The 12577-nt window shown below is 72.6% G+C and carries 11 protein-coding genes; 6 read left to right on the top strand and 5 right to left on the bottom strand.

Going from position 1 to position 12577, the window contains the following annotated elements; translation table 11 throughout:
* Positions 1–36: 36 nt before the first annotated feature.
* Both ACIQMU_RS22190 and ACIQMU_RS22185 read left to right on the top strand, forming a co-directional pair.
* Positions 37–1002 carry an ATP-binding cassette domain-containing protein gene (locus tag ACIQMU_RS22190; RefSeq protein ID WP_352242802.1) on the top strand — a complete coding sequence of 322 codons (966 nt, stop codon included), beginning with the start codon at positions 37–39 and terminating at the stop codon, positions 1000–1002.
* The gene (locus ACIQMU_RS22185; protein WP_352242801.1) at positions 999–1826 is read left to right on the top strand and encodes an ABC transporter permease; all 828 of its coding nucleotides are present in this window, start codon (positions 999–1001) and stop codon (positions 1824–1826) included. Before ACIQMU_RS22190 ends, ACIQMU_RS22185 begins: the two co-directional genes overlap by 4 nt.
* A gap of 6 nt (positions 1827–1832) precedes the next feature.
* Here the strand turns inward: ACIQMU_RS22185 and ACIQMU_RS22180 are convergent, their stop codons facing one another.
* The 5 genes from ACIQMU_RS22180 to ACIQMU_RS22160 form a co-directional block, all read right to left on the bottom strand.
* Complete coding sequence (locus ACIQMU_RS22180) at positions 1833–3260, bottom strand: glutamate decarboxylase (RefSeq protein ID WP_352242800.1); 1428 nt, start codon at positions 3258–3260, stop codon at positions 1833–1835.
* 97 nt (positions 3261–3357) lie between these two features.
* Positions 3358–3981 carry an NAD(P)H:quinone oxidoreductase gene (gene wrbA, locus ACIQMU_RS22175; protein WP_352242799.1) on the bottom strand — a complete coding sequence of 208 codons (624 nt, stop codon included), beginning with the start codon at positions 3979–3981 and terminating at the stop codon, positions 3358–3360.
* A 227-nt stretch (positions 3982–4208) separates the two neighbouring features.
* Complete coding sequence (locus tag ACIQMU_RS22170) at positions 4209–5174, bottom strand: DUF368 domain-containing protein (RefSeq protein WP_352242798.1); 966 nt, start codon at positions 5172–5174, stop codon at positions 4209–4211.
* Positions 5175–5317: 143 nt separating this feature from the next.
* Positions 5318–7018 (bottom strand): threonine/serine exporter ThrE family protein, encoded by a 1701-nt coding sequence (locus tag ACIQMU_RS22165; RefSeq protein ID WP_402689516.1) that lies wholly within the window; start codon positions 7016–7018, stop codon positions 5318–5320.
* 191 nt (positions 7019–7209) lie between these two features.
* Positions 7210–7704 (bottom strand): inorganic diphosphatase, encoded by a 495-nt coding sequence (locus tag ACIQMU_RS22160; protein WP_018959738.1) that lies wholly within the window; start codon positions 7702–7704, stop codon positions 7210–7212.
* A 113-nt stretch (positions 7705–7817) separates the two neighbouring features.
* Between ACIQMU_RS22160 and dacB the strand changes: the two genes are divergently transcribed.
* The 4 genes from dacB to hpt all read left to right on the top strand — a co-directional run bounded on the left by dacB (position 7818) and on the right by hpt (position 12446).
* Entirely contained in the window at positions 7818–9266 is a 1449-nt protein-coding gene (gene dacB, locus ACIQMU_RS22155; protein WP_402689515.1) for a D-alanyl-D-alanine carboxypeptidase/D-alanyl-D-alanine-endopeptidase, read from the top strand.
* A gap of 68 nt (positions 9267–9334) precedes the next feature.
* A complete protein-coding gene (locus ACIQMU_RS22150) occupies positions 9335–10471 on the top strand; it encodes a zinc-dependent metalloprotease (RefSeq protein WP_402689514.1) in 1137 nt (378 codons plus the stop codon).
* Positions 10472–10687: 216 nt separating this feature from the next.
* Positions 10688–11809 (top strand): tRNA lysidine(34) synthetase TilS, encoded by a 1122-nt coding sequence (gene tilS, locus ACIQMU_RS22145; RefSeq protein WP_352242794.1) that lies wholly within the window; start codon positions 10688–10690, stop codon positions 11807–11809.
* Positions 11810–11906: 97 nt separating this feature from the next.
* Positions 11907–12446, top strand: a complete 540-nt coding sequence (gene hpt, locus ACIQMU_RS22140) for a hypoxanthine phosphoribosyltransferase (RefSeq protein ID WP_352242840.1) — start codon at positions 11907–11909, stop codon at positions 12444–12446.
* Positions 12447–12577 lie beyond the last annotated feature (131 nt).

Here is a 12577-nt window from a genome sequence, read left to right as displayed (position 1 = left end):
CTAGTCAAGTTTGACTACGAGAGGGTGGCGGGAATTTTGACCGAAGCGATCGTCATGGACGGCGTGCACAAGCGGTACGGGGAGAAGCGCGCCCTGGACGGACTGGACCTGGCCGTCGGCGGCGGCACCGTCCACGGAGTGCTCGGCCCCAACGGGGCGGGCAAGACCACCGCCGTACGGATCATGTCGACGCTGCTGCGCCACGACGCGGGCAAGGTCACCGTGGCCGGCCTCGACGTCCGCGCCAGGGCGGGCGAGGTGCGCCGCAGGATCGGGCTGCTCGGGCAGCACGCGGCGGTGGACGAACAGCTCGGCGGACGGCAGAACCTGGAGATGTTCGGGCGGCTGTACCACCTGGGCGCACGCCGGGCGGGCATCCGGGCGGACGAGCTGCTGGAGCGGTTCGGCCTCGCGGACACCGGCCGCAAGGCCGTCAAGCAGTACAGCGGCGGCATGCGCAGGCGGCTGGACCTGGCGGCGTCGCTGATCACCGAACCGGAGGTGCTGTTCCTGGACGAGCCGACGACCGGCCTCGACCCGCGCGGCCGGTCCGAGGTGTGGGACGCGGTGCGGTCCCTGGTCGGCGGCGGTACCACGGTGCTGCTGACCACCCAGTATCTGGAGGAGGCGGACCAGCTGGCGGACCGGATCTCCCTCATCGACGGCGGCCGGTCGGTCGCCGAGGGCACCCCCGACGAGCTGAAGGCCCGCGTCGGCGGCGACCGGATCGACATCGTCCTGCGCGACGCGTCCCGGCTGGAGGAGGCCGCCGGACTGCTCGGCGGCGCGGACCTGGTGCTGGACGCCGACCGGCGGCGGATCGGCGCGCCCGCCCCGGACCGGATGGCGGCCCTGACCCGGACGGTGCGGGTGCTGGAGGAGGCCGGCATCGAGGCGGAGGACATCGCCGTGCGCCGCCCCACCCTGGACGAGGTGTTCCTGTCGCTGACCGGACAGCCCGTCGACGACCGGCGTACGGAGAAGGCGGAGGCGACGGCGTGAGCGCGACGACGACAGCGGTACCCGGACCGGGCGGAGTGTCCTCCCGGCTCGGCTGGGCACTGGCCGACTGCTGGACGATGACCCGCCGCGAACTGGCGCACTGGGCCCGGCAGCCCGTCGAGGTGCTCGTCGGCCTGGTCTTCCCCGTGATGCTGCTCCTGATGTTCACGTACCTGGTCGGCGGCGGCCGGGGCGTGGACGGCGACCCCACCGAGTACCTGGTCCCCGGGATGCTCGTGCTGACCATGGCCTTCGGCCTGGAGGGCACGATGCTCGCGGTCACCCAGGACCTCGGCAAGGGCGTCATCGACCGCTTCCGCTCGATGCCGATGGCCCCGGGGGCCGTCCTCGTCGGCCGCAGCGCCGCGGACATGCTCCAGTCGGCGGTCGCGCTCGCCGTGATGACCGGGGTCGGCTACGCGGTCGGCTGGCGCTGGCACGACGGGGCCGCCGCCGCGCTGGGCGCGGTGGGGCTGCTGCTCCTGCTGCGGTTCGCGATGCTCTGGGTCGGCATCCAGCTCGCCATGGCGGCGGGCCGGCCGGAGCTGGTCTCGGCGGTACAGATCCTGGTCTGGCCGGTCGGCTTCCTCTCCAACGTGTTCGCCGACCCCGAGTCGATGCCCGGCTGGCTGGGCGCGGTGGTGGAGTGGAACCCCCTGTCCGCCACCGCCACCGCCGTACGGGAGCTGTTCGGCAACCCGGGCGGCGCGACCGGCTCCTGGGCCGCCGAGCACGCCCAGCTCCTGGCGGTGCTCTGGCCGGCGGTCATCATCGCGGTGTTCCTCCCGCTGGCGGTGACAAGGTTCGCGCGCCTGGACCGGTAGGCGTTCTCAGTGGTGGAAGGCGGTCGGGGCCGCCCGGTCGTGGCTCGACGGGTGCTTCTGTGCCCGCAGCTCGGGCAGCAGCAGCCTCAGATCCTCGACCAGCAGCTCGGCCAGGTCCGAGGAGAACCCGTTGCGGCACACCACCCGCAGCACCGACAGGTCCTGCCGGTTGGCGGGGAAGGTGTACGCGGGCACCAGCCAGCCGCGCTCCCGCAGCCGGCGCGACACGTCGAACACGTCGTACGCGTGGACGTCCTCGGCCGTCGTGAAGGCGAACACCGGCAGCTCGTCCCCCCGGGTGAGCAGCCGGAAGTCGCCCAGCGCCTCCACCGCGCGGGCCAGTGAACCGGCCACGTCCCGGGAGGCTCGCTGGACCGCCCGGTAGCCCTCGTGCCCGAGGCGCAGGAACGTGTAGTACTGCGCGGCCACCTGCGCCCCGGGCCGGGAGAAGTTCAGCGCGAACGTCGGCATGTCGCCGCCCAGGTAGTCGACCCGGAAGACCAGCTCCTCCGGCAGCGCGTCCGCCGTGCGCCACAGCGCCCAGCCGACCCCCGGGTAGACGAGGCCGTACTTGTGCCCCGAGGTGTTGATCGACGCCACCCTCGGCAGCCGGAAGTCCCACACCAGCTCCGGATCGAGGAAGGGCGCCACCATCGCGCCGGAGGCCCCGTCCACATGCACCGGGACATCGAGTCCGGTGCGCTCCTGGAGGGCGTCGAGGGCCGCGCACAGCTCCGCGATCGGCTCGTAGGACCCGTCGAAGGTCGAGCCGAGAATCCCGACGACCCCGATGGTGTTCTCGTCGCACAGCTCGGCGGCGGCCCCCGGGTCGAGATGGAACCGCTCGCCCTCCATCGGGACGAGCCTCGCCTCCACCTCCCAGAAGGCGCAGAACTTCTCCCAGCAGACCTGCACGTTGACGCCCATCACCAGATTGGGCCGCGCCGTCGCCGGATAGCGGTCCGCGTTCCGCCGCGACCAGCGCCGCTTCAGGGCGAGCCCCGCGAGCATGCACGCCTCGCTCGACCCGGTGGTCGAACACCCCACGGCCGCCCTCGGATCAGGCGCGTTCCACAGGTCGGCGAGCATCGCCACACAGCGCCGCTCCAGCTCGGCGGTGCGCGGGTACTCGTCCTTGTCGATCATGTTCTTGTCCCGGCACTCGCCCATCAGGACGTCGGCCTGCGGCTCCATCCAGGTGGTCACGAACGTCGCCAGGTTGAGCCGGGAGTTGCCGTCGAGCATCAGCTCGTCGTGGACCAGCCGGTACGCGGTGAGCGGCGGCAGCGGCCCGTCGGGCAGCCGGTGCCGGGGCGGCGCGGTGTTCATCGCGGCGGTCGGGTCCGCCTCGCCGAAGAACGGGTTCAGGGACAGCCGGCGCCGCTCCTCGGAGGGTTCGTCCTGTTCCGGGTGGGCACCGCGGTGGAGCGGCATGGGAAAACCCTTCTCTCGGCTCGCTCGGCCGGACCTCGCGTACGGGGCCGGGCGCCCCCGGCCCGCCCGGCCGTCTCTCGCGCACGGCGCCGGCCGCTCAACTCCCGGCGGCCAGCCCCGCCTTGATCGCCCGGGTGAACTTCACGACCCGCTCGGCCTGCACCCGTGCGGCGGTCAGGGTCTCCTCGCCGACCGGGATGTCGCCCTGCCCGGCGACGTGGGAGGTGCCGTACGGGTTGCCGTCCACGAACTTCGTGGGGTCGGTGTACCCCGGGGTCACGAGAATGCCGCCGAAGTGATGGATCGTGTTGTAGAGCGCGAGCAGCGTGGACTCCTGGCCGCCGTGGGCGGTCGCGCTGGAGGTGAAGCCGCTGTAGACCTTGTCGGCGAGCTGCCCCGCCTGCCACATGCCGCCCAGCGTGTCGATGAACTGCTTCAGCTGGGCCGTGATGTTCCCGTACCGGGTCGGCGAACCGAAGATCACCGCGTCCGCCCACGCCATGTCGTCCGGCGAGACCTCGGGGATGCCCGCGGTCGCGGTGACGTTCTCGGCCCACGCCGGGTTGGAGTCGATGGCCGCCTGCGGGGCGAGCTCGGCCGCCCGGCGCAGTCGCACCCGGGCCCCGGCACGCTCGGCGTCCTCGGCGATGGCCTTCGCGATCGTGGCGACGGTGCCGGTGGAGGAGTAGTAGACGACGGCGACATTGACGGGCGTGGACATGCGGGGGCTCCTTCTGTCGTGCCTGATGCCACGCGCCTCACCGTAGGGGGATATACCGGACACGGCAGCTCGGGCGGGGCACCCGAGCGCGGTGTGCACCCGTGCGGCAGACGCGTCCGGCGGGCGCCGCCCGGCAGGGCGCATGGGCGAGGGCGCCCCGCCGGGCCGAATCGGCCCGGCGGAACGCCCTCACCCGTACCGCCGTCGCTCGTACCCGTACGCCGGGCTCAGTCGCGCCCGGAGCCCGAGGTCACCCGCGCGTGCCGGCCGCGCTTCGGCGCGGCGGCGGGCTCCTTCGGCTCCTCGCCGCGCGCCCGGTGCTCCACCACCAGGACCGCGATCACCACGGCGGCCCCGAGCGCGATCAGGGCACAGGTCAGGCCGACCGAACCACTGGGGGCCAGCAGCCCGCGGTCGTCGTCCTGCCAGGGCCACAGCGCGCGCAGCGAACCCGCCATCAGACCGGTCATCACGACCAGCGTCATGTGGTGGTAGTTCTCCAGCAGCCACTTCAGCAGCTTCACGAAGAGCGCCAGCCCCACCACGCAGCCCAGCGCGAAGGCGGCGAGATAGCCGAAGTCACGCTCGTTGACGGCGTCGATCGTCGGCTCGTACAGGCCCAGCGTCAGCAGCAGGAACGAACCGGAGACCCCCGGGAGCACCAGGGCGCAGATCGCGACCGAGCCCGCCAGCGCGACCACCACCGGGTGGGTCGGCATCTCGCCCGGCGGCAGCCCGGTCAGGGCGAAGGCGCCCACCGCGACGACCAGGCAGATCGCGTAGTTCCCGCCGGTCCAGCGCTGCCCGGAGCCCGAGTACGGCACCCACAGCGAGGCCAGCACCAGCCCGAAGAACAGGGCGTACGCGAACTGGGGGTGCTCCTCGACCACTGGTGCGATCAGCTTGGCCGAGAGCACCAGCGCCGCCGCCATGCCGATCAGCAGCGGAACCACGACCATCCAGTCGACGTTCCTCAGCTCGGCCCTGGCACGCGCGGCGCCCCGGCCGCGCGGCAGGTCGGACACGGCCATCCGCAGCGCGCTGGTGACGTGACCGGCGCCGCCGATCAGCTTCTCGTACACCCCGGTGATCAGGGCGACGGTGCCACCGCTGACGCCGGGTACGGCCTCCGCGGTGCCGATGAGCGCGCCACGGAAGGCGTTGAAGACGTGGTGACCGGATGGCTTCGCCATGATCTCCTGTTTCGGCTGGCGGCTCTCGGCCGCGGTTCGGCTCTCGGCCGTTGAAGGGGAGTAGGCGCCATCCTAGGCGTCGTGCCGCGGCGCCGGGGATACGGACGGGGTCCGTAGCGGGAACGGGCAGGTCCGCCGCGTCCTCAGAATCCCCGGGTCCGCTTCGCCGCCCGGCGGCTCGCCCCGCCGACCGCACCCGGCACCCCCATGAACAGCCGGGAGATCTCGCTCCCCAGGTTCACCCCGATCGCGATGGCCAACGCCGTCGCGACCGCCGTGGACAGCGAGGTCAGACCCCGGTTCACCTCGGCCTGGGCCACGCCCAGCAGACCGAAGTACGTCGCCGAACCGGGCAGCAGCGGTCCGATCGCCGCCGTGATGTACGGCAGCGAGGACGTGAACCGGTAGCGCGAGAACAGCTGGCCGAACAGCCCCACCAGCCCCGCCGCCACCGCCGTGGCCGCGACCGGCGAGATGTCCCCGGTCCGGGCCATCGCCCCGAAGATGATCCAGGCCACGCCGCCGTTGAGGGTGACCGCCAGCACCGTCGACCGCTCCTGCTGGAGCAGCACCGCGAAGGCCAGGCTCAGCGTCATCGACACCAGGATCTGCAGCGCCGGCCGGTCGTTGGGGACGAACTCGGCCTCGGGATTGAGCTGGGCCCCCAACTGCACCCCCAGGTACAGGATGATCAGCACGCCCGCGACGATCCCGATGAAGAAGTACATGACCTCCAGAAGCCGGGCCGAGGCGGTGATGTAGTAGCCGGTCAGCCCGTCCTGCACCCCCGCCACCAGCGCCCGCCCCGGCAGCAGCGCGAACAGCCCACCGGTGATCACCGCGGACGGCCGGATGTCCGTCGAATGGGTCAGCGTCAGCGCCACCCCCATCGCGGCCGGCGGCATCGCGGCCACCGTGAACTGGTAGAACTCCGGCAGCCCCCGCCCGGCGCACAGCCACGCCAGCCGGTCGCCGAGCATCGCGCCCGCCGCCGCCACGATGAACACCAGCGCCCCGCCGCCGACCAGCACCGAAGCCGAACCGGCCAGCAGCCCGGCCGCCGCCGTCAGCACCCAGCCCGGGTAGGGGTGGCGATTACGGCGGATCTCCGCGAGCCGCCGGTACGCCTCCTCCAGCGAGACCTCGGTGTCGGTGCTCGTGATGTCGTCGACCAGCCGGAACACGGCCGCCAGCCGGGTGTAGTCGGTGCCCCTGCGGCGCACGGTGCGGCTCGCCGTCACCGGGTCGTCGACCAGCGACGGCTGGTGCGAGATGGACAGCAGCGTGAACGTGACCGTCGGCTCGCTGCGGTCGAGACCGTAGGACCGGGTCACCGCGAACATCGCCGCCTCGACGTCCTCGGCCCCCTCACCGCCGGCCAGCAGCAGCTCCCCGATACGCAGCGTCAGGTCGAGCACGCGCGGCACGGCCGGACCCGTCTCGTCGTCGGTGCGCTGGATCGACTCCGGCGCCGGGCGCTCGGTCACCGGCATCCGCAGCATCGTGCGCATCCGGTCCTGCCAGGGCGCCTCCTTGGTCAGCTTGACCATCGGAATGCCCTGCGCCGGAGTGAAGGCGGGCGGCGCCTGCTGCGCCTTGTACGTGCTCGGCGGAGTGAAAGCGGAACTCAACGTGTCGGAGTTCGTACCGCCTGTGGAGCCGCTACCCGGCGCCGCGGGACCGCTCGCCTCCTGGTGCACACCGATCGGCAGCGCGAACTCCGACGTCGGGTGGTCCTCCTCGGGCGGTGACGCCGGATGGCTCGTCCCCGCGGGCGGGGCGAAAGCGCTCCGCGCCTCGTCGGACTGGGGCTTCTGGTCCTCAGGACCGCCCGATTCCGCCACTGCTGGACCTCGTTCCTCCTCGACTGCACGTCTCTGGGCAGGTGTCCCGTCGCACGTCTGCCCAGTATGGCCACCGGCATGGGCCCGGACGCGCAGAAGTGCGGACAGCGAAACGGGCGGCACACCCGCGAAGGTGTACCGCCCGTTCCCCGACGGCCGTCCGGCTCACAAACGGAACCGGAAGAGGGACGTCAGTGCGCGCCGCCCTGCGCCTCAAGACGCTTGTACGAAGCCTCGATCTCGGCCTCCGCCTCGGTACGGCCGACCCAGTCGGCGCCCTCGACGGACTTGCCCGGCTCCAGGTCCTTGTAGACCTCGAAGAAGTGCTGGATCTCCAGGCGGTCGAACTCCGACACGTGGTGGATGTCGCGCAGGTGCTCCACGCGCGGGTCGGACGCCGGGACGCAGAGCAGCTTGTCGTCGCCGCCCGCCTCGTCGGTCATCCGGAACATGCCGATGGCACGGCACTTGATGAGACAACCGGGGAAGGTCGGCTCGTCCAGAATGACCAGCGCGTCCAGCGGGTCGCCGTCCTCGCCGAGGGTGTTCTCGACGAAGCCGTAGTCGGCCGGGTAGCTGGTCGAGGTGAAGAGTCGACGGTCCAGGCGGATCCGACCGGTCTCGTGGTCCACCTCGTACTTGTTCCGCGAACCCTTCGGGATCTCGATGGTGACGTCGAACTCCACGGGTGGCTCCTCCATGATCAACACATACGACTGGTGATTAAGTGTCCCCCACGCAGAAGAGTGCTCGCGAAAGGGGCTGGTCAACGGTGGCCGAGCCGGTGGAAAGACCGTCCATGCGCCCGTCGGACCCGTCGGGCGGGCCGAAGAGTCCGAAGAGCCGACGCACCGGGCCGTACACCTGGCAGGTCATCGCAGGCTCCGCCACGCTCGGCCTGGTCGTCGCCGCCGGCGCCGTCCTCGCCGCCGGCCCCTGGGACAGGGGTCAGCGTAAGGCCGAGCGGGCGCTGGCAGTCGCCGCGGACCGCACAGGTGGCGCACATCACGGCCGCCCGACGCCCGACGGCCCCCGCCCGGCCCCCAGCGCCCCGGCGGTCCTCCACGCCCTCGGCACCGCCGCCCAGGACACCCCCCAGGACCCCGCCGGGCTCCGCGACACCCTCGCCCCGCTCATGGGCGCCCCCGCCCTCGGCGGCAAGGTCGCCGCCTCCGTCATCGACACCGCCACCGGCGAGCAGCTGTACGCGAGCGGCGCCGCCTCCCCGATGACCCCGGCCTCCACGATCAAGATCGCCACCACCCTCGCCGCGCTCTCCGCCCTCGGCCCCGACCACCGCATCGCCACCACCGCCGCGCTGTCCCCCGACTCCCGCACCCTCACCCTCGTCGGCGGCGGCGACCCCACGCTCAGCAAGGCGGCCCTGCGCTCGATCGCCGCCGACGCCGCCGACGCCCTGCGCGAGGGCGACCGCACCTCCGTACGCCTCACCTACGACACCTCCCGCTACACCGGCCCCGTCCTCCACCCGATCAGCCCCAACGAGAACATCGCGCCCGTCACCGCCCTGATGGTCGACGAGGGCCGCCTGGACGGCACCGACCGCGGCCCCGCCCCGCGCACCGGCGACCCGGCCGGCGACGCCGCACGGGCCTTCGCCGCAGAGCTGAGGAAAGCGGGCGTCAAGGTCACCGGCGAGCCCCGCGCGGCCCGCGCGGCGGACAAGGCCCGCACCGTGGCCACCCACCGCTCGGCCCCGCTCTCCGCCCTCGTCGAACGCACCCTCACCAACAGCGACAACGACATCGCCGAGGCCCTCGCCCGGCAGACCGCCATCGCCAAGGGCGAGAGCGCCGACTTCGCCGGAGCCCGCCGCGCCGTCACCAAGGAGCTGAAGAAGCTCAAGGTCCCGGTGGCCGGCGCCCACCTCGCCGACGGCAGCGGCCTGGACCGCGCCGACCGGGTCACCCCCGCCCTCCTCACCACCCTCCTCGCCCGCGCCGCCGACCCCGACCGCCCCGGCCTGCGCCCCGTCCTCACCGGCCTCCCGGTCGCCGGATTCAGCGGCACCCTCGGCGGCCGCTACCGGGAGGACTCCGAGGGCACCGGCCTGATCCGCGCCAAGACCGGCACCCTCAGCGGCGTCAACTCCCTCGCCGGAACCGTCGTCGGCCCCCAGGGCCGGCTGCTCGCCTTCGCCTTCCTCGCCGCCGGCAGCCGCTCCGCGGCCGAGGCCGAACCCGCCCTCGACGCCCTGGCCACCGCCCTGGCCCGCCCCGCCCGCTGAGCCCGCCCGCACCCGAAGGACGGTGCAAGACCTCACCACCGGACGACGGGCTCACGTACGGTTGACGCATGACGAGCATCGGTGGTGCCGAGATGGTCGACTGGAAGCTCGCGGTGGCGACCGCGACCCGGCTGGTGCGGCCCGGGCCCGAGATCAGCCGCGAGGAGGCCCGCACGGTCGTCGCGGAGCTCCGGCGGCATGCCAGGGCCTCGGAGGAACACGTCCGCGACTTCACCCGGATGATCCCCGACGGGACCGAACCCGAGGACACCCCCGTCCTCGTCGTCGACCGGGCCGGCTGGATCAGGGCCAACGTCGCCGGCTTCCGCGAACTGCTGCGCCCCCTCCTCGCCAAGATGGAGAGCCGCCGCTCCGGCGGGCCCGGCGGAGCGGTCCTCGGCGCGGTCGGCGGCAAGGTCACCGGCGTCGAGCTGGGGATGCTGCTCTCGTTCCTCGCCTCCCGGGTCCTCGGCCAGTACGAGACGTTCGCCCCGGCCACCCGGGACCTCCCCGCCTCCGCGAACGGCGGCGGCCGACTGCTCCTGGTCGCGCCGAACATCGTCCACGTCGAACGGGAGCTGGACGTCGACCCGCACGACTTCCGCCTCTGGGTCGCCCTCCACGAGGAGACCCACCGCACCCAGTTCACCGGCGTGCCCTGGCTCCGCGACCACCTCCAGGGCGAGATCCAGACGTTTCTCGACGAGACCGACGTCGACCCGATGACCTTCCTGGAGCGCCTCCGCGAGGCCGCCCAGTCCCTCTCCGGCGCCGGGCGCCCCGAGGGCGAACAGGGCGAGGACGGCGGCCGGAGCCTCGTCGACATCGTCCAGACCCCCGCGCAGCGCGAGGTGCTCGGCCGCCTCACCGCCGTCATGTCCCTCCTGGAGGGGCACGCGGACTTCGTGATGGACGGCGTGGGCCCCGAGGTGGTCGGCTCCGTCGCCGAGATCCGGGAGAAGTTCCAGCGCCGCCGCGCCCAGGGCGCCGGCCGCCTCGACCAGGCCCTGCGCAAGCTCCTGGGCCTGGACGCCAAGCTCCGCCAGTACAAGGACGGCGAGAAGTTCGTACGATCGGTCGTCGAAGAGGTCGGCATGGACGGCTTCAACCGCGTCTGGACCTCACCGAACACCCTCCCCACCAAGGCCGAGATCGCCCGCCCCGCCGACTGGGTGGCGCGCGTGCACCGCAAGGCCGAATCCTGACGGCCCCGATCGCCCGCTGATCCGGGCCCGGTCCCGGCCGGAGACCTGACGCATATTGGCCCTCCAATCACCCATCCGAGGGACCGCAGGGGCATGGGAAGGCGTGCGATGCTCGATGAACAGCTTGCCTCTGTCACCATCGACGCACTCTGAGTGACGGGACTCACGCGTTCCGGCGCTCGACGCTCCTCCCGAACTCCACGAAGGGCACCGGACATGGGTCCCCATCCTGCGGTCGCGGCGATACGCCTGGCGGTCCGCCGCGTACTCCACGACGTACTCACCGAATTCCACCTGCACGCCGGTCACGACCGGCCCGCCGAAGCGGCGAGGCGCCCCGCGCACGCCGCCCGCTCCCACTACGCCGAGGCCGGCGCCGGCGGGCCGGCCCTCTCCGAACGGCCCGCCCTCCCCGAACGGCCCGACACCCCGCTCGTGCTCGTCGCCTGCTCCGGCGGCGCCGACTCCATGGCGCTCGCCTCCGCGCTCGCGTTCGAGGCCCGCAAACTCTCCGTCCGGGCCGGCGGCATCACCGTCGACCACAACCTCCAACCGGGATCCGGTCTCCGCGCCGCCGAGGTCGTCACCCGGCTCGCCGCCATGGACCTCGACCCCGTCGAGGCCGTCGCCGTGCACGTCGGACGCGAGGGCGGCCCCGAGGCCGCCGCTCGCGACGCCCGCTACACAGCGCTGGACGCCGCCGCCGAACGGCACGGCGCCGCCGCCGTCCTGCTCGGCCACACCCGTGACGACCAGGCCGAGACCGTCCTCCTCGGCCTCGCCCGCGGCTCCGGCATCCGCTCGCTCTCCGGCATGGCCGCCGCCTCCGGACCGGCCGGACGCTACCGCCGCCCCTTCCTCCAGCTCGACCGGCAGACCGCCCGCAAGGCATGCCTGATCCAGTCCCTGCCCGTCTGGGACGACCCGCACAACATCGACCCCGCCTACACTCGCTCCCGGCTCCGCCACGAGGGCCTGCCCGCCCTGGAGAAGGCGCTCGGCAAAGGCGTCGTCGAAGCCCTCGCCCGTACCGCCCAGCTCTCCCGCGACGACGCCGACGCCCTGGACACCTGGGCCGCCGAGGCCGAGCTGTCCGTACGCGACGACACCGGTCGCCTGGAGTGCGCCAAGCTCTACGCCCTGCCGCCCGCGGTCCGCCGCCGGGTGCTGCGCCGCGCGCTGATCGAGGCCGGGGCGCCCGCGGGCTCCCTCTTCGCCCGGCACCTCGAAGAAGTCGACCGCCTGATCACCGGCTGGCGCGGCCAGCGGGCCATCAACCTGCCCGGCCGCGTCGAGGCGATGCGGCAGGGTGGCAGACTGGTCATTCGGCAGAGCTGACGCGCGAGCGGCTGAAGTGCAGGCGAACAGCCGGCCCGGTCCGGGGCCCGCCCCGGACCGGCAGGCAGAGAAAGAGACGTGGGTGAACGAGAAGGACATGGGTACCGACCTTCAGTCGGTGCTCCTCACCAAGGAAGAGATCGACGCGAAGCTCGTCGGGCTGGCCGCGGAGATCGACGCGGAGTACGCGGGCAAGGACCTGCTCATCGTCGGCGTCCTCAAGGGCGCGGTGATGGTCATGGCGGACCTGGCGCGCGCGCTGTCCACCCCCGTCACGATGGACTGGATGGCCGTCTCCTCGTACGGAGCGGGCACCCAGTCCTCCGGAGTCGTGCGGATCCTCAAGGACCTCGACACCGACATCAAGGGCAAGCACGTCCTGATCGTCGAGGACATCATCGACTCCGGACTGACGCTGTCCTGGCTGCTGTCCAACCTGGGCTCCCGGGAGCCGGCCTCGCTGGAGGTCTGCACCCTGCTGCGCAAGCCGGATGCCGCAAAGGTCGCGATCGATGTGAAGTGGATCGGTTTCGACATCCCCAACGAGTTCGTCGTCGGCTACGGGCTGGACTACGCGGAGAAGTACCGCAACCTGCCCTTCGTCGGCACGCTCGCCCCGCACGTCTACGGCGGCTGACCCCGGCCGGCCCGCTGGGAACCCTCGCCGCCCTCGGGCCGTTGAGGCTTCGAAAGCAGGTTTCTCCGCCGTACCCGGCAGTCGTCGGTGACGATGCTGGGGTACCGTCCGAAGAACAGTCTTTTCAAACA

It is taken from the genome of Streptomyces sp. NPDC091649, from assembly GCF_044756785.1.
GTDB lineage: Bacteria > Actinomycetota > Actinomycetes > Streptomycetales > Streptomycetaceae > Streptomyces.
The sequence above is the reverse complement of the archived record's forward strand: the minus strand, read 5'-3'. Positions and strand labels throughout refer to the sequence as shown.

Bases quoted from the DNA above. Each gene is read 5' to 3' on its own strand.
- ACIQMU_RS22180 (WP_352242800.1), bottom strand. From the start codon at position 3,260: ATGCCGCTCCACCGCGGTGCCCACCCGGAACAGGACGAACCCTCCGAG.
- wrbA (WP_352242799.1), bottom strand. From the start codon at position 3,981: ATGTCCACGCCCGTCAATGTCGCCGTCGTCTACTACTCCTCCACCGGC.
- ACIQMU_RS22170 (WP_352242798.1), bottom strand. From the start codon at position 5,174: ATGGCGAAGCCATCCGGTCACCACGTCTTCAACGCCTTCCGTGGCGCG.
- dacB (WP_402689515.1), top strand. From the start codon at position 7,818: ATGCGCCCGTCGGACCCGTCGGGCGGGCCGAAGAGTCCGAAGAGCCGA.
- ACIQMU_RS22150 (WP_402689514.1), top strand. From the start codon at position 9,335: ATGACGAGCATCGGTGGTGCCGAGATGGTCGACTGGAAGCTCGCGGTG.
- tilS (WP_352242794.1), top strand. From the start codon at position 10,688: ATGGGTCCCCATCCTGCGGTCGCGGCGATACGCCTGGCGGTCCGCCGC.
- hpt (WP_352242840.1), top strand. From the start codon at position 11,907: ATGGGTACCGACCTTCAGTCGGTGCTCCTCACCAAGGAAGAGATCGAC.